We start from the raw sequence: 24,070 nt of genomic DNA, 5'->3' as shown, positions 1-24,070 counted from the left end.
GATCCCCGAATTAGCGCGGTGGTAATAATGATGCTGCGTCGTTTTGGTCTAATACTTTGCCCTGCCACTGCCCTGTGCCCCACGCCGGTTCAGCGCGTGTTACCCATGTCATCTGATGCACTTCGGTAATCACCTGCGCCCAGCTGGTCGCCAGTGAATCCAGAATCGCATCCCCCTGCTCTTTGGTTGACGGGCGCGGATCGCCGATCACACCGCTCGGGCCAAAGTCATATGACGCCCATGCCGCCATCGGACGGGTGCGGGAGAGCGTCGGGCACGGGAATGCCGGTGGATAGTTGGCGACTGCTTTGTCCATCTGCACAGTATCCGGTGCCAACGCCAGCATTAGCGCGGTTTCGGCATGACCGGCGTGCATCGCCATCTGACGTTCCTGCTCGTCCATAAAACTTTCGGCGCAGTTCGGCACTTTGAAGGTGTCCTGCATGATGATGATCATGTCGCCGTGACGCAGGCGCAGTTCGCGCGCTGCCATCTGCAACGGCTGCGGCTGACCACCATGGCCGTTGACCATCAGGAACTTACGGAAACCGGCGCGGTACAGCGATTCGCCAATCTCCAGAATGGTGTGCAGCAGCGTCTCACCAGTTAGCGTCAGAGTGCCGGGGAAATGCAGATGCTCGTCCGATTTGCCATATGTGATGGGCGGAATGGCGTAGGCCGGGATCGTTGCCGGTAAACGTGCCAGTGCATGGCCGACTACCCCGGAGGAGATCACGCTATCCACCGCACACGGCAGATGCGGGCCATGCTGCTCAATCGCCCCGGTCGGCAGCACAATCACTGTGTTGGTTTTGTCGTCCAACGTGGCGATATCGGTCCAGCTCAGATACGGCAAAAAGCGGTTTGCCGGAATATAACCATGTAACATCTTGCTTCCTCGTGTTATTGCGGCAACCACGCCGTCGCTTCAACTTCAATTAAGACATCCGGGCTGGGCAGCATTTCACTCACCTGAACCACGGTAGAAACCGGTGGCGTATCGGGGTAAAACAACTTGCGCACCCGGCTGTAGTGCGGAAAGTGATCCAGATTGCGGAAGTACTGCACCAGTTTGATCACGTCGCTCATCTGGCCGCCCGCGCTCTCAATGGTGGTGCGGATGCTCTCCAGCACATACCAGCTTTGCGCCAGGATCGGCCCTTCTTTGATATCGGTGGAGAACTCGCCGGTGCGCCCCAGCAGTTGCTGCGCCCCGGCGGGGATATCGTCGTAACCGCGCACAATCAGTGCGGTTTGTGGGTTCACCGGGATAATGCCGGAGAGAAAGATAAAATCGCCCGCGCGTCGCCACGCGGCATACTTCGCCAGCGGTTTACCCGCCCCAGCTTCAAGTGTCATTGCGGAATTCCCCATAACAGATCCCCTGTTTCAACCGATAGCGACTGCGGCTACGCAGTGGCCAGCTTGCCGCCTCGGCTGCAGGGAAAATGACAAAATCGTTAGCCAACACATTTGCACCATCATGCAACGCCGTACGCTGACAAATCAGTGCCGATGCTTCATCAAAGGCCATACCCAACTGCGCACTCAGCAGGCCGCTGAACAGCGTGTCGAGCGGGTCGTAGCTGCCGACCGGACAGAACGCGTCCTGCACGTTATCCGCCCCTAACAGCAAGGGGATGCCGCGCGCCTGCGCCTCTTTAATCAGCGTTAAACCGCGCTGACGTGGGGTACGTCCCGGCACTGCGTCCTGTAACAGCAGGTTGGTCAGCGGCAGCGCAATCAGGGTGACGCGATGTTGCGCCAGCACCTCAAGGATGGCCTCGCCGTCTTCCTGCTGCGCCAGGGCACAACCGTGGCTACAGGTAATGCGTCCGTTAAACGAATGCTGCCGCAAATAGCACGCCAGCCAGCGCAAGCCCTGCGCATCGTGGCTCAGTTCTTCGTCGATATGCAGATCGATATCCAGCTGCCAGCGTTCCGCCGCCTGCAATAAATGGGTAAACGCCTGGGCATCCCAGTTGCTGCTGTGAATAAAGCCCCCGAGCAGCGCACCACTGGCGGCCACCTGGGCGGCGATATGATCCGCCTGGGCGGCATCAGCAAAAAAGGTCACCGGGGCCAGCGCGACACGTTCAATGGTGCACAGCGGATGCTGCAACTCACCCACAACCTGCCATGCCAGCGGGGCATCGGCAGCAAACCAGTCGATATGGGTACGCAGCAGACCCACACCGGCCTCCACCGCCCAGCTCAGTGCCTGGCTGGCACGCTGCCGCAGGTCGTCCGCACTCCAGCGCACCCGGTCCTGATGCATGGCGGCGATGGCTGCCAGCAGGCCCGGCTGTTGGGGCGGACTGCGCTGCGCGGTGAAGGTTTTATCGAGATGCGCGTGGGGTTCAATCAGCGCTGGCAGCACCAGTGCACCATTGAGCGCCAGATAGCCACTAACATTCTGATCCGGCTCGATCCGGGTGCCCTCTTCGCGGAAATGCAAGGTTGCCAGCGCCGGTTGATCGCCATCCATCGGCCACTCTTGCGGCAGCAACCAGCGGGGTAAACGCGCACCTGTTGCGCCCGGATACGCGCTCACAGGTCGAGTACCAGGAGTGGGGAACGGGCACGCGAACAGCACAGCACGATGCAATCATTGGCTGTGCGCTCTGTCTGGCTCAACACTTCATCGCGATGATCTGGCTCACCATGCAGCACACCGGTAATGCAGGCTCCGCACATCCCCTGTTCGCAGGAGAGTTCAATGTCGATCCCGGCACGCTCCAGCACCTCCGCAATACTTTCATCAGCATTGATGGTGTAACGCGCCCCGCTCGAGGCGATTTCTACCGTGAACGTGTCGCCAGCAACCGATTGCGTGGCAGCACTGGCTTTGAATTTTTCACTGTACAATTGATCAGCGCGCCAGCCGTATTTCAGTGCTAACTGATGCAGATGGTCCATAAAACCCGCCGGGCCACAGCTCACCAACACGCTGTCGTGCGACTGTTTAAGATCGGCCGGGACATGCTGGCGCAGACTGTCACCTTCGCTGCTGTAATGCAGCACCACGCGCGCGCCAAGTTGCTCCAGCCGCGCGCTGAACGGCAGTTCATCATGGCGTTTGAGAAACAGATGCAGCGTGAAATCGGCACCCTGCACCGCCAGCTGTTCCGCCATTACCAGCAGCGGCGTCAGGCCAATACCGGCGGCAAACAGCAGCGTGCGCGGTGCCTGCGGCAAGGGAAAATGGTTGCGTGGAGCGGAGATGGTTAAGCTCGCCCCGGTCTGCACCTGATGGTGCAGCCAGCGAGAGCCGCCGCCCGATGCCTGATCGAGACGGACGCAAATTTGGTAGTGCCCCGCCCCGGCAACGGAGCAGAGCGAATACTGCCGCTTGCCGCAGTCGGGAATGGTCACATCAATATGAGCACCGGGAGTGAACGCCGGTAGTGGATGGCCACTGGCAGACGCCAGGGTCAGTAGTACATTGCCAGCACCGTTGAACTGCTTTGCGATGACGGTGACAGCCAGATTCTCTGCCTGCTTCATGATAATCCTGCATACCACGGACACGTCATCAGCCGGAAGGCCGCGCGTAGTCTCGTTTTTATCGTGATTGTGATTATTATGTTGCCCGCGTGTAAACGTCCATCCGTTTAATTCGCACGAAGTGTTGCAAAAAAGAGAACACCATTATGTTTGCCTTCTCCCGGTAGCTGATCTATTTCACCGAGGTGGCCCCCAGGGTTCACTGCGAAAGGCTTCCGGGACGCTGCATGTGTCGACATCCTCTATCGACCGACAGATTTTATGAGTGGAACAGCCGCTGGATATGCCGCTGTTTGAATGTCTTCCATAAAAATTACGTATGACGGCGGGCGGGAGAAATCCTGCAAAACGCGGAGAAGAACTGGCAGCGTAAGTTTGGTCGCGCCTGTACTCAGTTGGGTGATTTGAACTGCTCCCCGTTGATCAATATACCGTTCTGCCTGCATGCGATAATCAGAGCCGTTACGTTGTGTACGCTGCAAACCAACTTTCTGGCAAACCGGCGTATAGGTCTGATTCGGCCTTCATCAGTGCGCCGTCGTACCTTGACGGCGCAGAGAGGCTCACACAGGCACTGAGGCAATACAGGGTTGTGAATCCCTCGCCTGCCAGCGTCGAACAGGTGCTTTGGATTCCAGGGGATGTATGGCCGCATTGAGTCGGTGAAATTTACCGACCACTTTGACGGGATAACTGTCATCCATGGTTCCAAAGACAAAGTTACCAGAACGGTCGCTCCGGCCATCTCCGATACGGGTACCCGCTTCCCCTGGGGACGCTGCAACTGCGGTAAAAATACCAGTACTGAGTTCATAAAAGCCTAAGCCGGACGCCAGCCCCATCAGCAGGACATCCGTCTTTTCGGTAAAGGCAAACGATCCAAGGCGTTCAGGCAGAGACCATCGCATCACAACGTTACTGTCTTCTTGTAAGACGAGTAGTTCACTACCTTCAATGTCCGTCCAGAACAGCCGGCGTGTTCTTTCGCACCAGAGAGGACACTCTCCCAGCAAATTTCTGACATCAGTTGCCATGTTATTTCTCCAGGGAAAAGTACGCAGTAGCTTAAATAAATGCACACGGATGTCTGCAGCAGGGCAAACCCGTAATAAGCAGGGAGCAGTATTTCACTCTGTTAATGCAGAAAACGCTCAGAAAGCCGATCGCCGAACAGCATGATGGCAAGCCCTGCCAGCATGACCAGCATGCCACCCAGCTTTAGCACCGAAACCGGACGCCGGATGGCACCCAGCAAACCAAAATGGTCAATCACCTGCGACGAAAGCAGTTGCCCGACAATCGCCAGCCCGAGCAGGGCTGAAAAACCAATTTTCGGCGCGAGCACGACATAGCTGAACAGGGCACATGCACCGATCAGCCCGCCCGCCAGACTCCACAGTGGCTGAGATGGAATGGCGGCAAGCGAGGTGAATAATCCTCCCCGCAGCAACGAGTAAACCGCGAGGCTGAACGCCCCGGCCGCAAAGGAAAACAGCGCGGCAGTCACTGCATCTCCGCCTAACCCTCTTGCCAGTTGGCTGTTCAGGGTCGTCTGCAGGGTGATCCCGAGGCCTGCGGCAAACGCGATTACGTAATAAATCATGCTCATGCGTTTCATCTCTGTCAGTGTGTCTGCTCCAGCGGCAGGAAGGTTTCCGCAAAAATATCAGGCTTATATCCTGCAGCAGCAAACAGATGTTGACGCGATTCATCAATCGCTGCGTGAAGTCGCGAGCTGTCGACGCCCACGACTTTGCCGTTCTGCTTGACGATGCGTCCGCCGATCATGACGGTATCAATGTTGCTGCGCTCTGTCGCATGTACCACCGTGCCAAAGGCATTCCCGGAGGGATAAAGGTTGATGTCGCTGGCGTTAATCAGGATCAGATCGGCTTGTTTACCCGGTGTCAGGCTGCCGATTTTGTCCTGTAGCCCGGCACAGGCCGCGCCATCGACGGTCGCCGCTTTAAGGAGTTGTGCCGCCGGAAGTGTTGTCAGCGAATGTGCGGAATCGCAGCAGTGCTGCTTGTGCCTGCCCATCACCCGCTGCAGGTAAAAGGCCACGCGCATTTCCATAAACATATCGGTACTGTAGGACGTTTCGTTATCCACGCTCAGGCCCGGGTTGATACCGTGACGTTGCGCAGCCTCAATGGCAAACATACCGTCTTCAATGCCATAGTGCGCATCAGAACGCGGGCAGACGTTCACCCGGACACCCGCTTCGCGCAGGATTTTCCATCCTTCGTCAGGCAGCGATGTGCAATGATTGAAAATATTGTCCGGCCCGAGAAGGCCCCGCTGATGCAGCGATTCAAGCTCAGAGGCCATCTCAGCACCAAAGAATTCAGTGACGATCGGCACCCCCAGCCTGCGGGCCTCGGCCCACATCTCTGGCTCCAGTTGAGCCATAACCGCAAGAGAAACAAGGCCTTCAGGATTGTTCCTGAAATACTTTTCCTGCAGGCGTTGCCAGTTACCGGGCCAGTGCGCCTTGTCCCATTCACCCGATACCGGTGCGCCGGAAGCGTGTACAGCGCGGATGCCCGCATCAAGCAAAGCCTCAACGGCCGCGTCTGAATGCGCAGCGGTGCGGCTGTTATGGGAATTATCAATGATTGTCGTGATGCCTGCGTCAATCGCGCCCAGCGCTGTCAGCAGGTTACCCACATAGATATCGGAAGGGCGATAGTATTTGGCAAAAGAGAAGTGCGTGGCGTTGCTGTAATCGTCCAGACAGGTGGCATTAGGGTTAATGCGGCGCAGTTGTCCTTCCCAGGAGTGACGATGAGAATCCACCATCCCCGGCATGGCAATCATGTTTGCGGCGTCTATGACGCGGGCTTTCTCTGCGTTCAGGTTCTGACCCACGGCGGTAATGGTTGACCCGCTGATAAGAATATCACCGCGCTCAATATTCCCTACGTTATCATCCATACTCAGTATCGTTGCGCCACGGATCAACGTCGCAGGGGAAGTTGTATTCTGATTATTAACAATATTTCTCACGTAATCGGTCATTTAAAGAGCCTCTTTTCTGGTCAACAGAAAAACGATACGTCACTCAATTAACCTGAAAAAGATGCTTAACGCGTTTTCATTATTCATAATCTGCGAATAATGAAGTTAACTATCGGCAGAGTTATCGGCTCTGGAGAGAAGGACTATGGATCGTATTCAGGCGATGCAGATTTTTACGCGGGTTGCTGAAGCCGGAAGCTTCGTGCGCGCGGCTCAGACGCTTTCACTGCCGTCATCAACCGTCACCAGCGCCATTAAAAACCTTGAGAAATACCTGCAGGTACGCCTGCTTAACAGGACAACGCGGCGGGTGAGCCTCACTCCCGAAGGTTTACAGTATCTTGCACAGTGCCGGGAAATACTCTCGTTAATCGAGCATGCTGAATCCAGCCTGACGGACGCCGTCAAAAGGCCACAGGGACGTTTACGGGTGGATATGCCCGGAGGGATCGCCCATTTCATCGTCATGCCAAATCTGAAAGATTTTTACCGGCGTTATCCGGACATCTACCTGATGATAGGAGTAAGCGATCGGCAGGTCGATCTTGTCCAGGAGGGCGTGGACTGTGTGATCAGAACGGGGGAACTGAGCAACTCGACGCTGGTTGCCCGCCTGCTGGGCCGCTTTCGCTGGATAACCTGCGCCTCGCCGGACTATCTCAGGGAATACGGTATTCCGCAGTCGCCCGTAGAGTTGTCCCGGCATCGGGCAATCCACTACTTTTCCAGCCAGGCGAGGCGTGCGAACGAATTGCGCTTTGTCCGCGGAGCAGAAACACTTTCCGTTCCTGTAAGCGGAGAAACCGCCGTCAATGAAACAGGACTGTATATCAAAATGTGTCTTGACGGTTTCGGGCTGGCGCAGCTTGCCGAGCGTATTGTCTCGGAGCATCTGCAGGAAGGAAGGTTAATCGAGGTTCTGGCAGACTGGCAGCCGCCATCAGTGCCGGTCACATTGCTTTATCCGCATCAACGCTTTCTTTCTCCCGCCGTGCGCGCCTTTGCGGACTGGGTTGCCGCGCTCATAGAAAAACCAGCCCGTTAAACTTGCCGATACCAACCGATACGCGCAGATTCAGGCTTCACGACACTCAATACGACGCGTTTTTGGTCGTGCAATCAGACATGATCCCCGCTCTCATCCTTGAGGGGTGTGAAAAATCACATAAACCGCTCTGCTCCGCCTGAAGCTTCAATTGTCTGCCCGGTAACAAACTGATTTCTATCTGAAAGCAGAAAAGCAGTAATTGATGCAATGTCTTCGGGAAGCCCAAAGCGGCCTACCGGGGTCTTCTCTTTACCCAGTAAAGCCATAACCTCGTCGTCCGTTTTGTCAGCCAGTTCAGGACGCCGAGTGCGGACATTCGGTAGCATATTCTGCGCCCAGTTATCCGTCGCGACAGCGCCTACACCAATAGCATTAACCAGAATGCCATCCGCGGCCACGCTCAGCGCTATGCTACGGGTCAGGTTGTTGATGGCAGCGCTCAGTGCATGTGAGACGGTAAGTTGCGGGTTGGGATAGATGCCGCCAATAGATGAAATATTGACAATCCGTCCCCAGCCTCGTCTTTGCATTCCGGGTATTACAGCCTTGCAAAAGCGTCGCATGGCGGAGAATTTGGTCTCCGTCATTAACTGCCACTCCTCTTCCGAGGTGGTTAACAGCGTGCCCGCATGTGCTCTTCCGGCATTATTCACCAGCAAATCAATGTGCTGAAAAACCTTTTCTGCTTGTTCAACCACCCGAGAAGGTAGGTCGGGATCCGTTACATCCCCGGCGACAGGCAGCGCTGAAACACCATATTTATCGGTGATTTTTTTTGCCGCCAGGATCAGCTCAGGTTCTCGTCTGGAAACCATCACTAAATGCACACCATTGGCGGCCAGTTCTTCACAAATACTGAGACCAATCCCGCTTCGCGCTCCGGTTACCAGAGCCACTTTTCCTGTCAGTTTTAAATCCATGGGTTGCTCCTCAAATTAAGCACTGTTAACAACATAAGAAGGATTAGTAACCGATCTTAATTTCAGAATCTTGTGCAACAGAATTCAGACGTCTGAAAAAAACGGCCAAAGCGTTGAGAGCCGACTGTGCTTATTCTGCAAAAAAAGAGTGAGCTTAGAGCGAGGAGTGGCCAGTGCGTACGGACAACCACGAGCTTTCTTCTGCCAGGGTTCTGATGCTGGCGATGATTTGCTGCATTGTTGTGGCAAGTATTTATTTTAACCAATCTGTTCTTAATCTGATCGCGGGTGCCTTTCCCAATGAATGGGAAGCGGTTTCGTTAATCCCCATGGCCACCCAGTTAGGCTATGCGGCGGGTTTGTTATTTCTGATCCCTCTGGGCGATTATATTGAACGTCAATGGCTTATCCTGCGTCAGGCTCAGGTGCTTTTGCTGGCGCTGATCGGCATGATGCTATCCCCAACGGCAACAGTGCTGGTGTTCTTCTCGTTCCTTACGGGTATGGTTGCAACCGTCGCCCAACAAATAGTGCCGCTCGCGGCCTCTCTCTCCAGGCCGTCTTCACGGGGCAAAACAGTAGGTACCGTGATGAGCGGCGTCCTCGCAGGTATTCTTGCTGGCCGGGCTATCGGAGGCCTCATCGGTCAGTATTTCGGCTGGCGTGGCGTCTTTTTGTCCGGCGCTATCATGACATTGCTGGCGCTATTTTTCATCGCCCGCCTTTTGCCTTCTCAGACGTTGCCCACGCCAACGTTTCACTATCTGGCAGTATTACGTTCACTGGGTGATCTGTGGAAAAGCGAGCCGCAAGTACGTAATGCGACGCTGACACAAGCCATGCTGTTTGCCTCCTTCAGCGTGCTGTGGACCGTGCTCCCTTTCTGGTTAGCCCATCGCTACCATTACGGTGCAGGCATAACCGGAACCCTGGCGATTTTGGGACTCATCGGTATTCTGTGTGCGCCTCTGGCGGGAAGTTTCAGTGACCGCCAGGGATCATTTCGGATGGTTGTTTTTGGTGTGTTACTGATGCTGTTCGCCTGGATTGTTTTTTGGGGCTGGAACAGTATGGCGGGTATGGTGGCGGGCATTTTACTCCTGGATGCGGGTGAACAATGTGTACTGATAGCTAACCAGCACACGATTTATTCTTTGCGTCCGGATGCCAGAAACCGGCTTAATACTCTCTTTATGAGCGTTATGTTTATTGGCGGGGCATGCGGTTCATTGGTGGCTACCGGGTTATGGGAGGCAACGCATAGCTGGACACTGATCTCCTCAGCGGGAGCCGGGCTGGTGATGATGGGATTATTAACAGCCGTGAGACGTCAAACTTCAGGTCGCCATTCGGGCACATAGCGCCAGAGCGTGTCTGACATCCGTCGCGCTGTCTGAGCCATCGACATCATGTAAAACGTTTTCTATTAGCTGGTTAGCCGCCAATTGTTCTCCGGCTTCCACCAGCAACGTTGCCAGTGAATAAGCAATACGCAGGGACCAACCATGTGCCTGTTGCTGTCGTGCCTTGTTCAGCGCCAGCTCTAACAACGGGCGTTGCTGCTGCGGAGGTAACTGCGCGGCGGAAAGACGCATCAACTCAGGCGCGCACCAGTTTTCATGATCCAGCCTGGCGGTTTGCTGCGATATCCCGATATCAATTTCTGAGAGCAACGGGGAATATTGCCAGTCTAATCCCATCGCACGCAGCGAACTAAACAGTGTACTTTGACCCACGTCGGCATGGCTGAACCGTTTTGCCCAGACAAGAAACAACTCGCCATAGGTCTTCCAGAAATACAAATCATGCTTTTCTGCCAGAAAAATAAGCCAGTTTGCGGCCTTTACAACCCAACGCGGATGGCGATCAAGCGCGGCTGTCATACAGGCACCTTCAGCCAGCGCGCAGCAAAGCGAGCAGGCATGCTGTAAACGCGCGGCTTTTTTCACACCGCGCCATGCCATCTGTTTCGCGGCCTGATACTCCCCCTGTACCCAGAGCAAGCGAGACAGAAAAGCCATACCAGCACTCTGTTGATCAAGACCGAAACGAAAAGAGTGGCTTACGCTCTCCCGATCGTACCAGGCCAGCGATTGCAGCAGGTAATTGCGGCCGACAGCATGCTGCCCTAAAAAATGCAGTGAAACGCCGAGAAGACGTAGCCCGGTAGCCTGCGCCTCCGCGTCTTTGATGGCGAGCGCGAGATCATACAGCGACTGCGCATGCTGAAGCGATGTATTCAGCTCGCCCGTGCGCAAGCAATACAACCATAACCCGTAATGCGCCTGCAAACGTATCTCTTTGTCGTCGAGCTTTTCTGCCAGTGTCAGTGCGGTTTGCCAGGCTAAATGGGTTTCAGATGTCGGGCCTTTTGCCCAGGTTGATGCCTTACCCGCTGCGGCACAGAGATGCATTCTCTGGCGTAACGTTAAAACGACCCGCGAGCTATTTTCATATAACAGAGGAGAGATATGACGCTGACATTCATCATAGAGGGAATATTCAATCCAGAAAGGCGTCATCGCCTGTAAGATCGCCAGCCCTGTAGAGGAATCGCGCCCCTCGGTTAATGTTTGCTGTAAAACACTGCGCAAATCATTAAGGATGTGACGATAACGCTCCCGCCACTGTTCCGTCGGCAGCACCAGCCAGTCAGCCTGGGCCTGTTCCACCAGGGCCTTATAATAATCGGCGAAACGGAGAGAAAGTTCTTCATATTCATCATGTTGCCTGAGTTTATTGCAGGCGAACTGGCGCATGGTTTCCAGCAGGCGAAAACGGGTTACCGGCACCTGGCTACTGACCTGAATCAGTGAAAGTGCGAGCAACCGCTGCACATCGTCAATCACCTGCCAGTAATGCTTGTCCCTGGCCACCAGAAAATCAGTGACGGATTGCATACTGAACGTGTCGGTGAAGATGCCCAGCGTTCTGAATAATCGCTGTTCGCGCGCGTTGAGTAACTGATAAGTCCATTCCAGCGTGGTCACTATTTTCTGGTGTCTGGGAACCAGTGCGCTGTGCGTATTGCTCAATAGCTGGAAACGATCCTCCAGTCGGCTATAGATCTCGCTGACGCTCATTACTGGCAGACGGGAGGCTGCAAGTTCAATTGCCAACGGCAATCCATCAAGATGGCGGCATAATTTGCCAATCAGCGACAATTCACTGTCAGAGGGATGAAAATCATGTCGGTTGGCCTGTACACGCTCGATAAAGAGACGGACGCTGGCAAAAGAGAGTAGCGTTTGCTTATCGCTGTCTGTCTGTTCAGGAATTTGTAATGGCGGTAATAAATATTGTTGCTCGCCAGCAATCTGTAATGCTACCTGACTGGTCAACAACAGCCTGCTATGGGGAGCCACGTGCAACAGCGAGGTTATCACCGGTTCCAGTTCATTAATTAAATGTTCGCAGTTATCAACCAGCAGTAAACAGCGGCGTCGCGCAAGCTGTTGCCGTAAATCAGCATCATGATGCAGGCTAACTAATGGAAGATGTAGCGCCTGAGAAAACACAGATAACAAGCTGGAGGCTTCGGTGATATGCGCCAGTTCAACCACGCAAGTTTCCTCCGGAAAATGCGTGCGCATAAGATTGACGACTTCCCACGCCAGACGCGTTTTCCCCACGCCCCCGGAACCTGTAATCGTGACCAGAGGGTGGTGATTTAATAACGTACAGACGTCCTGCACAGCCTGGTCTCGCCCTAAAATCGACGTCAGAAAAGGGGTAACAACAGGCTCGGGTAGCTCTGGTTTCGCAGGCATTTGCAGCGGTGCACTATTGATATTTAAGCGGTAACCACAACCAAATTCGGTGACAAGTAGATGCCGATCGTGACCCAGAATGCGGCGTATAGCGGATATTTGCGCCTGAAGATTATTTTCTTCGACAATTTCATTTCCCCACACCTGAACAAGTAAAGCCTCTTTACTTACCGCTTTACCTCCAGCCCGCAGCAGCACAACCAGGACATCAAACGCTCTGGCAGAAATTCTTACAGGCTTATCCCGGTGCAACAAAATTCTCAGCTGGGGCCAGATTTGCCATTCGGCAAAGTGCATCTCATCGGTTGTTATCATGGTGTTGAGATCTTCTGTTTTTGACCATCCGGATGCACTGCGCGCAGAGAAAGCCATCTTTAACGGAAGTCATTATCAGCATCGGGTTATGCAGTGAGTGTGCTCTTCGGCCTGTATTTCACCGGCGCCATCCGGAACCGCGTATAAAAAGAACCACGGCCTCACTGTAACATAGCCTTCAATCGCTATGGGTCTAACAGGCACCTCAGAGACATTTTAGAGGGCGTATCTTCAGCAACACCCCGGAGAGTTTTATTGAGTATTACACTGGGATAATTGATAACAGTAAGCGCCGACACCACTCCGGTTACCTGATGCCACCGGCAGAATATGAACGCCGGGCTCCGGGGAAGTCCAGGTTTTCAAAAACTGAAACCGAGCAATTTAGGACGTGCTGTAATTACATCTTTCTGAAAGAGTGAGTCTATCTGTTTTAGTTTCGCGTACCTCGTTTTCGTTTCCCAAACAGAACTCATTCAAGAGCCTTAAGGAATATCTGAGGTGATAATTGTTTCAGTGATACTGCCACTGTAACGCCTGAAAGCGGCAGGTTGACGGCTATTCTCAAGAAAGTAAATTAAGCCCAATAATATTCAGCAGCAACTCATCTCCGGCACCTTTATTTGATGAAATTCAGGTGACCATCTTCAGAAAACACACCGATAAAGATCCAGTCTGCTATGTAATAAAATAGTCGATAATGTCACAACATTTCTGACACACCCATTGACTGAAACCCTGCAACACTCTATATAATTCTGGAACAGAACAAGAGCAATAAATATAAAACATAATTCTTTATTTTGTATGCTTACAACCTCACCCTAAAGAGTACAAATATGTTTTACATATCAGAACTTCCTCTTTCTGAAATTTGAGTACATCATGAAGTATCTTTTAAAATTTCGTACAGTCATTAACCTCATTAAAGTCTTAAGGGACATTTTTTTGTTTCTGATATAATACAAAGTAAATAATTGATATTTTACACTGGAAGTGTCAAATTTGGATTTGTGTTTCCTGTAGAAATTTAAATAACCGGAAAATTTTCTACCAGAACACGTTATACGAACCTCACCATGATTGACGTAAAGGATTTGTGTAATATTTTCCAATTTAAACGGAGAGCCATATACTTCTGCGAGGCGATAAAAAGCATCATAATCTTGAGCCGCAGTCAATTCTGTATCGAATAGCACTTCCTGCATACGACTCGTTACTGTAAATACCTGATTACCAATAACATTCTTCTTATCAAATAGATTTTTTTTGTAATTGGGTTTGGGGTAGATCTTTAGATCATCAATGCTGTCATAGCTGGCACTTTCACACAAATAGTCTCCTGCATATAAAAAACCGTGATAGTTAAGTTTATATCGGTATGAAAGAAAAGATGACAATCGCGATGAAAGCCACTCGTCATCGTCGTCAAGACCGGTTATAAAGTCCCCTTTAGCAAGACGGATTGCCTGGTTTCTTACAGCACATGCTCCCGAGTTGTATTCATTTCTAATATAAATAATACGTGGATCATTAAGGTCGGATATAAACTTTTGCAGCAACTTAAACGATGATGAGAAATCATCAACGATAATGAGTTCCCAGTGTTCATAGTCCTGCTTTAACACAGAGTAAATAGCTCTAATGGTCAGTTTTTCCCGGTTCCATGTCGGCATATAGATAGAGATCAGTGGTCGTGCTGAAAGAGTATCAGATGCAAGATCATCTCGCTCAGAGATGGCGCCAGTGAAACTTGCTTTATCAAAATCACTCCCGGAAAAATCCACGCATGTACAGTCTGAATAATTAAAGTTAGCGCCCTGCATTTTACAGTTACTCAGATTCACACCCCTTAGATTACTGTAAGAAAAGTCAGTATCACGAATATCACTAAAAGATAAATCACTACCTGATAAATTAATATCCCGCAAATTAAGCCTCCGTAAGTCCATAAACCGAAGATCTGCGCCTGGCAGATCTGATTTATTATGTAGTTTTTTAATTGCAGCATGCTGATGTTTAAGAAATTTTCTTTCGATATTCGTTTTACTGTTCATTCTAAATAGTGACTTCTAAGATAAACACGTCTTAAGTTAATCACCCTGTTATTCCCCCGGCAATCCCAAATTTTCACTTTCAGAAATATATCAATACATTTATTAACGATACGTAATTTTTGTTTATGTTTTCCTGAAAATCTGGCTACCTGACCCCACATATCCTTTAGCTTGAGAAGCGCAACGACTCTGTCAGTAGAGTACTGTCCAGAGCAGTGAGCTCGTCCTGATGTAAGTAGACCATTCTTAGTTCCATGCACTTTTTGAGATCCCGAACCTTTGATGTTCCAGGCGGTATTCCTCCAGTATCATGTTATTCAGTGATTCGTGCGGGCGTTCATTGTTGTATTCTGTCCCCCCATTCCGTCATCTCCCGCACTTCATTCAGGGTTCTGAACAGATAAAAATCGAGTATTTCTATACTGATACGTTCGGTTAAAGCGTTCTATAAAAGCATTCAGAGTGGATTTCTCCAGCCGAATAAATTCCAGCTTTACCGCATATGCATCTCTGCTCATTCAGCCAGCGTCGGAGAAATAAACTCCGGGTCATTATCCATACGAAGCGATGACGAAATATCCATGGTTGGCCGCGCTGCTGTCGAGTACTCGGACCACTGGTTTCAGATCCAGCGTCGACCGACAACGCCTCTCGATTAAGGTCAGCGATGATCTGATGCTCAGTAAAACGGGCTTTACGCATAGCGATCTCCTTCGCTGGCAAATTGAATATGTCGGAAGATCTCTAAAAGTGAATGGTTCGTTTTAGCGGGATACTTACAGTTACTCCGGGTGACAATCTGATTTGTTGTCACAGCATTTCGCGCGAAGAGCTGATGCGTCTTCTTGAAACAGGCCGAACTGGGTACGCCGGTAAGCCCTTGATAAAAGAAAAATGCCTCAGGTTTGCGGACGATTAACCCTGCACAGATATCATCTTCTGGAGCCCTGGGCCTCCCAGGCTGGCAGAAAAATAACCGTTCAGGTACCGGAGCCACACGATTATCACATCAGAGTGATAACGATTAGACTTCCGTTATTTCTATTGATGCATTATCGCTACGGGCGGTAAGGGGTTTTGATTGAAGAAGATATATTAATCTCGCTGTCCATCAATGTTGCAGTGCAACCTGGAAATATATGTATTACGTAGCGGCTCATTTGAGCCGCATTACAAATTAAAACCCTTTTAAAAGGCTTCTAGTTAATACTCCAGTAATCTACAACATCATTGCGGTTAAAGGTTATATAAAGGCGGTTTCCGTGTATCTCAGTATTTCCACTGCGTTTGTCTGAAAGCTTACCGGCTGTTGATGATGCTTCGCTGGCTGTGTTGGCCATGCCCAGTGCACTGCTAACAGCCCCCGCTCCCGGTATGTAGCCCGCCAGAGAAGATACACTGCTGTAGTCAGCATTTTTATGATAAACCCACGTAGTGCCATTTGAAGATTTTTCATTATCATCAGGAACGCCATAAAGTTGCTGTACCTGAGCTTTTGTCGTTTTACCCTCAACAATATGTGATTGAACATATGAAGCACTGAATTTATCTTCTCCTCCCCCCATAGATGAGCATGCGCTCAACAAAATAGCGGAAACAACAACAAGACATTTTAGGCTGCTATTCATTTGTAACCTCATTGTTAGTTTTGTGTAAAGTTTCTGCTTTCTATTACCATGAGTTTCAAAGACAGGCAACAAATTCTGTTGAATAACAATAGAAATGCAGGGGAAATAAATATCCCTGAAATCTTCCCTGGCAACTTAATTCTTTGTTTTATTTGGAAACCCATGCTCATTAAGTCTTAATTTCTGAATTAAGAATAGTTAAAGGTAACTAAACTATAAGCGATTAAAATTGTCAGGATTTGTTGAAAGACATTTGCAATAGCATCCCTCGGGTAGAGTGCTTGAGACTCAACGACAACCTGCAATCAGTAGTGCTGGAATTTCAGGAGCCGGGGGAGGGGCACTGGCGCACCTGTATGCGTGGTTATTGGTGCTTTTGTTGGCAGTCGCATGGGACATCAATGGGTTCCGGGACTAACCATGTTTAAGCTGCCGGACAACGTTACACTTCAACTCAGGGAAGAACCTATACCGACATCAATGGGAAAATATGAAGTCCTGATTGCTGGAAAAGGTGCGGACATTATGGTTCCTGTACAGGTGCCAGAAGCTGCTGTTCAGGTGGATGATAAACGGCTGCTGTTATTTCTTACTGATGACGTTCTCTATGAAGAAGCGCTTAAAATCGCACTGCTCGATCCGAAAGATGGAGCGAAAGAAATACTGACGCTGGGTAGCGCATACCTGACAGGATCGTTTACTGACCTGAACATATTGCGGTAACTGCTCCAGAATACCAGTTAGGCTGGTCGTTGTAAGAGCAACCTTGCCGTTGCGCTGAATACGGTTAAGCAATGCATTCCTGGCCTCTTTCGCGCGGATGGCTTTATCTACCGCTGCCGTGACGTGTATCTCCCGGTATTTACGCCCCTTTCCCTACCTGACTGTAAGAATGCCATTGTCATAGCCCCAGCGATCAAGGCTGGCCCCTTCCCCGGCCCGTAAGCCCGCACCGCAAAGGATCATTACAATGGCGGTATCACGATCATAGCGGAATATCAGCTTTATCTTTGTCACCCGGCTTTATCATTTCTACCGCTTTAAACGTCAGTGGCTTTGCCTGTTGTTTTCCTGCCATAAAGACTCCGTTATCATGCTTACTCCGCATTCCTGGGAAAACCTTCAGAATGCTTGTGAATGAGGCAAGGCGATACGCAACAAGAATGATAAAAATCGCCGGCTCGTTAAAATTTAAGCACATGGACATCATAAACTGATGAGTACACTAGAGAATTTCGACGCGCATACGCCAATGATGCAGCAGTACCTGAAGCTGAAAGCACAGCATCCGGACATTCTGCTGTTCTACCGGATGGGCGACTTTTACGAACTATTTTATGACGATGCGAAACGCGCTTCGCAGCTTATGGATATTTCACTGACCAAACGTGGCGCATCGGCAGGTGAGCCGATCCCGATGGCCGGGGTTCCGCATCATGCGGTGGAAAACTATCTGGCGAAGCTGGTGAGTCTTGGCGAATCCGTGGCGATTTGCGAGCAAATCGGCGATCCGGCAACCAGCAAGGGGCCGGTTGAGCGCAAAGTGGTGCGCATCGTAACGCCAGGCACCATCAGCGATGAAGCGCTGTTGCAGGAGCGTCAGGATAATCTGCTGGCCGCCATCTGGCAGGACAGCAAAGGTTTTGGCTACGCCACGCTGGATATCAGCTCCGGGCGTTTTCGCGTCAGCGAACCGGCCGATCGCGACACCATGGCCGCCGAGTTACAGCGCACCAATCCCGCCGAGTTGCTCTATGCCGAAGACTTTGCCGAAACGGCGCTGATTGAAGGCCGCCGCGGTCTGCGGCGCCGTCCGCTGTGGGAGTTCGAAATTGATACCGCCCGCCAGCAGCTAAACCTGCAATTTGGCACCCGCGATCTGGTCGGCTTTGGGGTGGAAAACGCACCTCGGGGCCTGTGCGCAGCCGGCTGTCTGCTGCAGTATGTCAAAGACACGCAGCGCACTGCCCTGCCGCATATTCGCTCCATCACCATGGAGCGCCAGCAGGACACCATCATTATGGATGCCGCGACGCGCCGGAATCTGGAGATCACGCAGAACCTGGCGGGCGGTGTCGAAAATACGCTGGCCTCGGTACTTGATTGTACCGTAACGCCAATGGGCAGCCGCATGCTGAAACGCTGGCTGCATATGCCGGTTCGCGATACAAAAGTGCTGACGGAACGCCAGCAAACCATTGGCGCATTGCAGGATCACTGCGGCGAGCTACAACCGGTGCTGCGTCAGGTGGGCGATCTGGAGCGTATTCTGGCACGTCTGGCGCTGCGCACTGCGCGTCCGCGCGACCTGGCGCGTATGCGTCACGCTTTCCAGCAACTGCCGGAACTGCGCGCGCAACTGGCGGAAGTGAAAAGCGCGCCGGTGCAGGCGCTGCGCGAAAAGATGGGCGAGTTCAGCGAACTGCGCGAACTGCTGGAGCGCGCAATTATCGATGCGCCGCCAGTGCTGGTGCGCGATGGCGGCGTGATTGCGCCGGGTTATAACGCCGAACTGGACGAATGGCGCGGTCTGGCGGATGGCGCGACTGACTATCTTGATCGGCTGGAGATCCGCGAGCGCGAACGCCTCGGGCTGGATACGCTGAAAGTGGGTTATAACGCGGTACACGGTTACTACATCCAGATTAGCCGCGGGCAAAGCCATCTGGCGCCGATCCATTACGTACGTCGCCAGACGTTGAAAAATGCCGAACGCTACATTATTCCGGAACTGAAAGAGTACGAAGACAAAGTTCTGACCTCGAAAGGCAAAGCGCTGGCGCTGGAAAAACAGCTTTATGAGGAGCTGTTCGATCTGCTGATGCCGCATCTGGGCGACCTGCAACAGAGCGCCTCTGCGCTGGCGGAACTGGATGTGCTGGTGAACCTGGCGGAACGCGCTTACACTCTGAATTACAGTTGCCCAACCTTCACTGATAAACCAGGCATCCGCATTACCGAAGGGCGTCATCCGGTGGTCGAGCAGGTGCTGAAAGAGCCGTTTATTGCTAACCCGCTGAATTTATCGCCGCAGCGCCGGATGTTAATCATCACCGGGCCGAACATGGGCGGTAAAAGTACCTATATGCGCCAGACTGCGCTGATTGCGCTGCTGGCCTATATCGGCAGCTATGTGCCCGCGCAAAAAGTCGAAATCGGCCCAATCGACCGCATCTTTACCCGCGTCGGCGCGGCAGACGATCTGGCCAGCGGCCGTTCGACCTTTATGGTGGAGATGACCGAAACCGCCAACATCCTGCATAACGCCACAGAAAACAGTCTGGTGCTGATGGATGAAATTGGTCGCGGAACATCGACCTATGATGGTCTGTCGCTGGCATGGGCGTGTGCGGAAAACCTGGCGAATAAAATCAAGGCATTGACGCTGTTCGCGACTCACTACTTTGAGCTGACGCAACTGCCGGAAAAAATGGAAGGCGTGGCAAACGTGCATCTCGACGCGCTGGAGCATGGCGATACCATCGCCTTTATGCACAGCGTGCAGGACGGCGCAGCCAGTAAGAGTTACGGTCTGGCGGTCGCTGCGCTGGCGGGCGTGCCGAAAGAGGTGATTAAACGCGCACGCAGCAAATTGCGCGAGCTGGAAAGCCTGTCGCCGAATGCGGCGGCCACGCAAATAGACGGCACGCAGATGTCGCTGTTGGCTCCGGCAGAAGAGACCAGCCCGGCGGTGGAAGCGCTGGAAAACCTCGAGCCGGACAGCTTAACGCCGCGTCAGGCACTGGAATGGATTTACCGCCTGAAGAGCCTGGTGTAAGGCGCTGATTGCCGGATGGCGCTTATCCAGCCTGGAAGTTTTCCGCGCAGTGATCAAATCCGGCCAGCAATTCTGTGCAGGCCGGGCTTCCATGCGGTTACCGTTGATTTTCTGCCAGCAGCGGCGGAATCGTCGGCACCTGCGGTGCGTCATCAATATCTTTCTGCGTTATACGAAACGCCTGTGGATAGTGCTCGCGGCTGGTACGACGCAGTGGTTCGGTATCACGCCAGGTGTATAAACAGTGCTGGCACTGGTACACCGTCCAGACCCCTTTTACCGGCGACGTCGCCATGATTTCAATGTGCTCATCGGCACAACGTGGACAGATCATTTTTCGCTCCTTATTTTTGGCGGCTCGCCAGCATGGCGGTCAGTTTTTCAGCCCATTCTTTGGTTTCCGGCAAATCACGTACCGGCTGGCTGTAGTGGCCACGGTTATCCGGCGCAACCGGCGTGGTGGCATCAATAATCAGTTTGTCGGTGATACCGGCCGGGCTTGAACCCGGATCGAGTTCCAGTACCGACATATTCGGCAACTGCACCAGATCGCCTGCCGGGTTTACTTTCGACGACAGCGCCCACATCACCTGCGGCAAATTAAACGGATCGACGTCTTCATCGACCATGATCACCATCTTCACGTAACCGAGGCCGTGCGGCGTGGTCATGGCGCGCAAACCCACCGCGCGGGCAAAGCCGCCGTAACGTTTTTTGGTGGAGATAATCGCCAACAGACCGTGGGTATACATGGCGTTTACCGCCTGCACTTCCGGGAACTCGGCTTTCAGTTGCTGGTACAGCGGCACACAGGTTGCTGGCCCTATCAGATAATCGATTTCCGTCCATGGCATGCCAAGGTAAAGGGATTCAAAAATCGGTTTCGTGCGATAAGAGACTTTATCGATGCGTACCACTGTCATGTTGCGCCCGCCGGAATAGTGGCCGGTGAACTCACCGAACGGCCCTTCGATCTCGCGCTTACGTCCTTCGATCACCCCTTCGAGGATCACTTCCGATCCCCATGGCACATCGAAACCGGTCAGCGGCGCGGTAGCAATCGGATACGGGCTTTCACGCAACGCGCCCGCCATCTCATATTCCGACTGATCGTATTTCAGCGGCGTGGCGCCCATCAGGGTAATAATCGGATCGTTGCCGAGCGTAATCGCGATGGGCAGATCCTCGCCGCGCTCTTCCGCTTTATGCAGATGCAGCGCAATATCGTGCATCGGTACCGGTTGCAGGCCGAGTTTGCGTTTGCCCTTCACTTCCATGCGGTAGATGCCAACGTTCTGCTTGCCAAAATGATCGGGATCGAGCGGATCGCGGGAAACAACGCAGGCTTTATCAAGGTAGAAACCGCCATCGCCATCGTTCAGGCGGAACAGCGGTAGAATATCGAACAGATTGATGTCATCCCCATCGACGCTATTCTCCGCCCACGGCGGATTGTCGCGACGTTCCGGGGCGACCGGGAACTTATCCCAGCGACGGATAAATTCGTCAATCTGCTGCTTAACCGGAGTGTTCGGCGGTAATCCCAGCGAAATCGCGTGGTTCTGCCACGAACCGATAGTGTTCATCGTGACGCGGGCATCAACAAAGCCGCGGATATTATCGAACCACAGTGCGGGAGCGCCTTCGCCAATGCGGCCGGTCGCGTTCGCGGCAGCGGCCAAATCCGGCTCGGCATTCACCTCTTCACTGATTTTCAGCAACTGTCCTTGCTCGTCCAGCGCCTGTAAAAAACTGCGTAAATCATCAAAAGCCATTATGCATTCTCCTGTGAATAATTCTGTGCCGCCTGCAAACCACCCCAGCGCTTCGCCTGCGGTAGCGAAAGACCGAACTGATCCAGCACGCGGGCGACAATATGCAGCGTGACGTCGTCAATCGTTTGTGGATGGTTGTACCAGGCGGGCATCGGCGGAACCATGGCGACGCCCAGGCGGGATAATGCGAGCATATTTTCCAGATGGATGGCGCTCAGCGGCATTTCGCGCGGCACCAGCACCAACTTGCGCCCCTCTTTCAGCACCACATCGGCGGCGCGTCCAACCAGCCCTTCGGCATAACCCGCGCGAATACCTGCAAGCGTTTTCATACTGCATGGAATGATGATCATGCCGTCGGTATGAAACGATCCGGAGGAGATTGTCGCCGCTTGATCCGCCGGGTTATGGCAATGATCCGCCAACGCAGCAACTTCACGCGGGCTAAAAGGGGTTTCCAGTTCAATGGTCGTTTTTGCCCATTTCGACATCACCAGATGCGTTTCTACCTGCGGCATCTGCTGCAATGCCTGCAACAGTGCAACCGCCAATGGCGCGCCCGTCGCACCGGTCATTCCGACAATTAGCTTCATTCTCCACCTCAATATTGTTCGTATACGAACGTTATGAAATACACTACGCCTGCAAAACGATCCTGACAAGGCATCCCAAAACGTTGCGGCACGAAAAGTGAAATTGAGGATCGTTATAAAGCAGCGCAGAAGCCGCTATGATAAGAAGAAGATCATGATGGAGAGCGCTAATGAAATTAAGGAATGAAGCATTTCACCTGTTGCGCCAGCTTTTTCAACAGCATACCTCACAGTGGCAGCAGGCGCTGCCCGAGTTGACTAAGCCACAATACGCGGTGATGCGCTCAATTGCAGAAAACCCGGGCATTGAGCAGGTTGCGTTAACGGAGGTGGCTGTCAGCACCAAGGCGACGCTGGCGGAGATGCTGAGCCGTATGGAGAGTCGGGGATTAGTGCGGCGGGAAAACGATCCGGCGGATAAGCGTCGGCGGTTTATCTATCTGACGCCGGAAGGAGAAAGGCTGCTGGCAAGCAGTATTCCCGTCGGCAACGGCGTGGATCAGGCGTTTCTTGGCCGTCTGAGCGCCGAAGAGCAAACCGCTTTTTCAGCGCTAATCAGAAAGATGATGGATAAAGCGTAACCGCAGAAAAGAAAAAGGCCGCGTCATCTGCGACCGGCCTTTTTGGCTTGAAAGGATGCTTATTCGCGGAACAGCGCTTCGATATTCAGCCCTTGCGTTTGCAGGATTTCACGCAAACGACGCAGACCTTCAACCTGAATCTGACGAACACGTTCACGGGTGAGACCAATTTCACGGCCCACATCTTCCAGTGTCGCAGCTTCATAGCCCAGCAGACCGAAACGACGCGCCAGCACTTCACGCTGTTTGGCGTTCAGTTCGAACAGCCATTTGACGATACTTTGTTTCATATCATCATCTTGCGTGGTGTCTTCCGGACCGTTGTCTTTTTCATCGGCCAGGATATCCAGCAGCGCTTTTTCAGAATCGCCGCCTAACGGCGTATCAACTGAGGTAATGCGCTCGTTGAGACGCAGCATACGGCTCACGTCATCAACCGGTTTGTCCAGCCGTTCAGCTATCTCTTCCGCACTCGGTTCGTGGTCCAGCTTATGGGACAACTCACGCGCGGTACGCAGATAGACGTTCAGCTCTTTAACAATGTGAATTGGCAGACGAATGGTGCGGGTTTGGTTCATAATCGCCCGCTCAATAGTCTGACGAATCCACCAGGTTGCATACGTTGAAAAACGGAACCCACGTTCAGGGTCAAATTTCTCAACGGCACGGATCAGCCCCAGGTTACCCTCTTCAATCAGATCCAGCAGCGCCAGACCACGATTACTGTAACGACGGGCAATCTTAACCACCAGACGCAGGTTGCTCTCGATCATGCGACGGCGGGAAGCGACGTCACCGCGTAGTGCGCGGCGTGCAAAATAGACCTCTTCTTCGGCCGTTAATAGTGGGGAGTACCCAATTTCCCCAAGGTACAGCTGAGTAGCATCTAATACACGCTGGGTTGCCCCCTGCGATAACAGCTCCTCTTCAGCCAGGTCATTATCACTGGGTTCCTCTTCTACTAAGGCTTTTTCGTCAAAAACCTCTGCTCCGTTTTCATCAAATTCCGCGTCTTCATTTAAATCATGAACTTTCAGCGTATTCTGATTCATAAGGTGGCTCCTACCCGTGATCCCT

At 52.5% G+C, this 24,070-nt stretch carries 19 protein-coding genes and 5 pseudogenes; 6 read left to right on the top strand and 18 right to left on the bottom strand.

What is annotated here, in order from left to right; translation table 11 throughout:
- Positions 1–10 precede the first annotated feature (10 nt).
- The 4 genes from Y71_RS05085 to Y71_RS05070 are packed head-to-tail and all read right to left on the bottom strand — an operon-like array spanning position 11 to position 3,507.
- Positions 11–889 (bottom strand): creatininase family protein, encoded by an 879-nt coding sequence (locus Y71_RS05085; protein ID WP_007370413.1) that lies wholly within the window; start codon positions 887–889, stop codon positions 11–13.
- 14 nt (positions 890–903) lie between these two features.
- The gene (locus Y71_RS05080) at positions 904–1,359 is read right to left on the bottom strand and encodes a RidA family protein (protein WP_007370412.1); all 456 of its coding nucleotides are present in this window, start codon (positions 1,357–1,359) and stop codon (positions 904–906) included.
- A complete protein-coding gene (locus Y71_RS05075) occupies positions 1,349–2,554 on the bottom strand; it encodes an amidohydrolase family protein (protein WP_007370411.1) in 1,206 nt (401 codons plus the stop codon). The genes Y71_RS05080 and Y71_RS05075 overlap by 11 nt, the downstream gene beginning before the upstream one ends.
- Positions 2,551–3,507 carry a PDR/VanB family oxidoreductase gene (locus tag Y71_RS05070; protein ID WP_007370410.1) on the bottom strand — a complete coding sequence of 319 codons (957 nt, stop codon included), beginning with the start codon at positions 3,505–3,507 and terminating at the stop codon, positions 2,551–2,553. The genes Y71_RS05075 and Y71_RS05070 overlap by 4 nt, the downstream gene beginning before the upstream one ends.
- Positions 3,508–3,674: 167 nt before the next feature.
- On the opposite strand from Y71_RS05070, the pseudogene Y71_RS30640 reads away from it, so the two are divergent.
- A pseudogene (locus Y71_RS30640) lies at positions 3,675–3,914 on the top strand (helix-turn-helix domain-containing protein); the annotation flags it as partial.
- Positions 3,915–3,969: 55 nt separating this feature from the next.
- On the opposite strand, the pseudogene Y71_RS05060 reads toward Y71_RS30640, so the two are convergent.
- The 3 genes and pseudogenes from Y71_RS05060 to Y71_RS05050 form a co-directional block, all read right to left on the bottom strand.
- Positions 3,970–4,541, bottom strand: a pseudogene (locus Y71_RS05060) (SMP-30/gluconolactonase/LRE family protein).
- A 101-nt stretch (positions 4,542–4,642) separates the two neighbouring features.
- The gene (locus tag Y71_RS05055) at positions 4,643–5,116 is read right to left on the bottom strand and encodes a DMT family transporter (RefSeq protein WP_007370408.1); all 474 of its coding nucleotides are present in this window, start codon (positions 5,114–5,116) and stop codon (positions 4,643–4,645) included.
- Positions 5,117–5,130: 14 nt separating this feature from the next.
- Complete coding sequence (locus tag Y71_RS05050; RefSeq protein ID WP_007370407.1) at positions 5,131–6,528, bottom strand: amidohydrolase family protein; 1,398 nt, start codon at positions 6,526–6,528, stop codon at positions 5,131–5,133.
- Between the two features lie 145 nt (positions 6,529–6,673).
- Here Y71_RS05050 and Y71_RS05045 point away from each other — a divergent pair, with 145 nt between their 5' ends.
- On the top strand, positions 6,674–7,573 hold the full coding sequence (locus Y71_RS05045) for a LysR family transcriptional regulator (RefSeq protein WP_007370406.1): 900 nt from the start codon (positions 6,674–6,676) through the stop codon (positions 7,571–7,573).
- A 116-nt stretch (positions 7,574–7,689) separates the two neighbouring features.
- Here the strand turns inward: Y71_RS05045 and Y71_RS05040 are convergent, their stop codons facing one another.
- Complete coding sequence (locus Y71_RS05040; RefSeq protein ID WP_007370405.1) at positions 7,690–8,496, bottom strand: SDR family NAD(P)-dependent oxidoreductase; 807 nt, start codon at positions 8,494–8,496, stop codon at positions 7,690–7,692.
- A gap of 173 nt (positions 8,497–8,669) precedes the next feature.
- On the opposite strand from Y71_RS05040, the gene Y71_RS05035 reads away from it, so the two are divergent.
- Positions 8,670–9,857: an MFS transporter gene (locus tag Y71_RS05035; RefSeq protein ID WP_007370404.1), complete on the top strand. Its 1,188-nt coding sequence runs from the start codon at positions 8,670–8,672 to the stop codon at positions 9,855–9,857.
- On the opposite strand, the gene Y71_RS05030 is transcribed toward Y71_RS05035, so the two are convergent.
- The 5 genes and pseudogenes from Y71_RS05030 to Y71_RS05010 all read right to left on the bottom strand — a co-directional run bounded on the left by Y71_RS05030 (position 9,834) and on the right by Y71_RS05010 (position 16,266).
- Positions 9,834–12,581, bottom strand: a complete 2,748-nt coding sequence (locus Y71_RS05030) for an ATP-binding protein (protein ID WP_035942081.1) — start codon at positions 12,579–12,581, stop codon at positions 9,834–9,836. The two genes, Y71_RS05035 and Y71_RS05030, sit on opposite strands and share 24 nt — an antisense overlap.
- Before the next feature lie 851 nt (positions 12,582–13,432).
- Positions 13,433–14,320 (bottom strand): colanic acid biosynthesis glycosyltransferase WcaA, encoded by an 888-nt coding sequence (wcaA, locus tag Y71_RS05025; RefSeq protein ID WP_257789076.1) that lies wholly within the window; start codon positions 14,318–14,320, stop codon positions 13,433–13,435.
- Positions 14,321–14,332: 12 nt separating this feature from the next.
- Positions 14,333–14,638: pseudogene (locus tag Y71_RS30910) on the bottom strand (pentapeptide repeat-containing protein); the annotation flags it as partial.
- A gap of 246 nt (positions 14,639–14,884) precedes the next feature.
- Positions 14,885–15,328, bottom strand: a pseudogene (locus Y71_RS30630) (integrase core domain-containing protein); the annotation flags it as partial.
- Positions 15,329–15,837: 509 nt separating this feature from the next.
- Positions 15,838–16,266 (bottom strand): hypothetical protein, encoded by a 429-nt coding sequence (locus Y71_RS05010; protein WP_107147135.1) that lies wholly within the window; start codon positions 16,264–16,266, stop codon positions 15,838–15,840.
- Positions 16,267–16,686: 420 nt separating this feature from the next.
- On the opposite strand from Y71_RS05010, the gene Y71_RS30345 reads away from it, so the two are divergent.
- Positions 16,687–16,989, top strand: a complete 303-nt coding sequence (locus Y71_RS30345; RefSeq protein ID WP_007370400.1) for a hypothetical protein — start codon at positions 16,687–16,689, stop codon at positions 16,987–16,989.
- On the opposite strand, the pseudogene Y71_RS30625 reads toward Y71_RS30345, so the two are convergent.
- Positions 16,981–17,250 (bottom strand): annotated as a pseudogene (locus Y71_RS30625) (tyrosine-type recombinase/integrase); the annotation flags it as partial. The gene Y71_RS30345 and the pseudogene Y71_RS30625 overlap by 9 nt on opposite strands.
- Before the next feature lie 232 nt (positions 17,251–17,482).
- Here Y71_RS30625 and mutS point away from each other — a divergent pair.
- Positions 17,483–20,044 (top strand): DNA mismatch repair protein MutS, encoded by a 2,562-nt coding sequence (gene mutS, locus Y71_RS04995; RefSeq protein ID WP_007370398.1) that lies wholly within the window; start codon positions 17,483–17,485, stop codon positions 20,042–20,044.
- Positions 20,045–20,141: 97 nt separating this feature from the next.
- On the opposite strand, the gene Y71_RS04990 is transcribed toward mutS, so the two are convergent.
- The 3 genes from Y71_RS04990 to Y71_RS04980 are packed head-to-tail and all read right to left on the bottom strand — an operon-like array spanning position 20,142 to position 22,412.
- The gene (locus Y71_RS04990; protein WP_007370397.1) at positions 20,142–20,378 is read right to left on the bottom strand and encodes a non-oxidative hydroxyarylic acid decarboxylases subunit D; all 237 of its coding nucleotides are present in this window, start codon (positions 20,376–20,378) and stop codon (positions 20,142–20,144) included.
- Between the two features lie 10 nt (positions 20,379–20,388).
- Positions 20,389–21,819, bottom strand: a complete 1,431-nt coding sequence (locus Y71_RS04985; protein ID WP_007370396.1) for a non-oxidative hydroxyarylic acid decarboxylases subunit C — start codon at positions 21,817–21,819, stop codon at positions 20,389–20,391.
- Entirely contained in the window at positions 21,819–22,412 is a 594-nt protein-coding gene (locus Y71_RS04980) for a non-oxidative hydroxyarylic acid decarboxylases subunit B (RefSeq protein WP_035887683.1), read from the bottom strand. Before Y71_RS04980 ends, Y71_RS04985 begins: the two co-directional genes overlap by 1 nt.
- 170 nt (positions 22,413–22,582) lie before the next feature.
- Between Y71_RS04980 and Y71_RS04975 the strand changes: the two genes are divergently transcribed.
- Positions 22,583–22,993, top strand: coding sequence for a MarR family winged helix-turn-helix transcriptional regulator (locus Y71_RS04975; RefSeq protein WP_007370394.1), 411 nt, complete (start codon positions 22,583–22,585; stop codon positions 22,991–22,993).
- Positions 22,994–23,052: 59 nt separating this feature from the next.
- On the opposite strand, the gene rpoS is transcribed toward Y71_RS04975, so the two are convergent.
- Positions 23,053–24,045: an RNA polymerase sigma factor RpoS gene (gene rpoS / locus Y71_RS04970; RefSeq protein ID WP_007370393.1), complete on the bottom strand. Its 993-nt coding sequence runs from the start codon at positions 24,043–24,045 to the stop codon at positions 23,053–23,055.
- Between the last annotated feature and the right edge of the window lie 25 nt (positions 24,046–24,070).

The organism is Kosakonia radicincitans DSM 16656, assembly GCF_000280495.2.
GTDB lineage: Bacteria > Pseudomonadota > Gammaproteobacteria > Enterobacterales > Enterobacteriaceae > Kosakonia > Kosakonia radicincitans.
The sequence above is the reverse complement of the archived record's forward strand: the minus strand, read 5'-3'. Positions and strand labels throughout refer to the sequence as shown.

What these genes read in the sequence shown, in the direction of transcription:
- Y71_RS05085 (WP_007370413.1), bottom strand. Translation starts at nt 889, where the DNA reads ATGTTACATGGTTATATTCCGGCAAACCGCTTTTTGCCGTATCTGAGC.
- mutS (WP_007370398.1), top strand. Translation starts at nt 17,483, where the DNA reads ATGAGTACACTAGAGAATTTCGACGCGCATACGCCAATGATGCAGCAG.
- Y71_RS05050 (WP_007370407.1), bottom strand. Translation starts at nt 6,528, where the DNA reads ATGACCGATTACGTGAGAAATATTGTTAATAATCAGAATACAACTTCC.
- Y71_RS05010 (WP_107147135.1), bottom strand. Translation starts at nt 16,266, where the DNA reads ATGAATAGCAGCCTAAAATGTCTTGTTGTTGTTTCCGCTATTTTGTTG.
- Y71_RS05030 (WP_035942081.1), bottom strand. Translation starts at nt 12,581, where the DNA reads ATGATAACAACCGATGAGATGCACTTTGCCGAATGGCAAATCTGGCCC.
- Y71_RS04975 (WP_007370394.1), top strand. Translation starts at nt 22,583, where the DNA reads ATGAAATTAAGGAATGAAGCATTTCACCTGTTGCGCCAGCTTTTTCAA.
- Y71_RS05080 (WP_007370412.1), bottom strand. Translation starts at nt 1,359, where the DNA reads ATGACACTTGAAGCTGGGGCGGGTAAACCGCTGGCGAAGTATGCCGCG.
- Y71_RS04980 (WP_035887683.1), bottom strand. Translation starts at nt 22,412, where the DNA reads ATGAAGCTAATTGTCGGAATGACCGGTGCGACGGGCGCGCCATTGGCG.
- Y71_RS05045 (WP_007370406.1), top strand. Translation starts at nt 6,674, where the DNA reads ATGGATCGTATTCAGGCGATGCAGATTTTTACGCGGGTTGCTGAAGCC.
- Y71_RS05055 (WP_007370408.1), bottom strand. Translation starts at nt 5,116, where the DNA reads ATGAGCATGATTTATTACGTAATCGCGTTTGCCGCAGGCCTCGGGATC.
- Y71_RS05070 (WP_007370410.1), bottom strand. Translation starts at nt 3,507, where the DNA reads ATGAAGCAGGCAGAGAATCTGGCTGTCACCGTCATCGCAAAGCAGTTC.
- Y71_RS30345 (WP_007370400.1), top strand. Translation starts at nt 16,687, where the DNA reads ATGTTTAAGCTGCCGGACAACGTTACACTTCAACTCAGGGAAGAACCT.
- rpoS (WP_007370393.1), bottom strand. Translation starts at nt 24,045, where the DNA reads ATGAATCAGAATACGCTGAAAGTTCATGATTTAAATGAAGACGCGGAA.
- Y71_RS04990 (WP_007370397.1), bottom strand. Translation starts at nt 20,378, where the DNA reads ATGATCTGTCCACGTTGTGCCGATGAGCACATTGAAATCATGGCGACG.
- Y71_RS04985 (WP_007370396.1), bottom strand. Translation starts at nt 21,819, where the DNA reads ATGGCTTTTGATGATTTACGCAGTTTTTTACAGGCGCTGGACGAGCAA.
- Y71_RS05040 (WP_007370405.1), bottom strand. Translation starts at nt 8,496, where the DNA reads ATGGATTTAAAACTGACAGGAAAAGTGGCTCTGGTAACCGGAGCGCGA.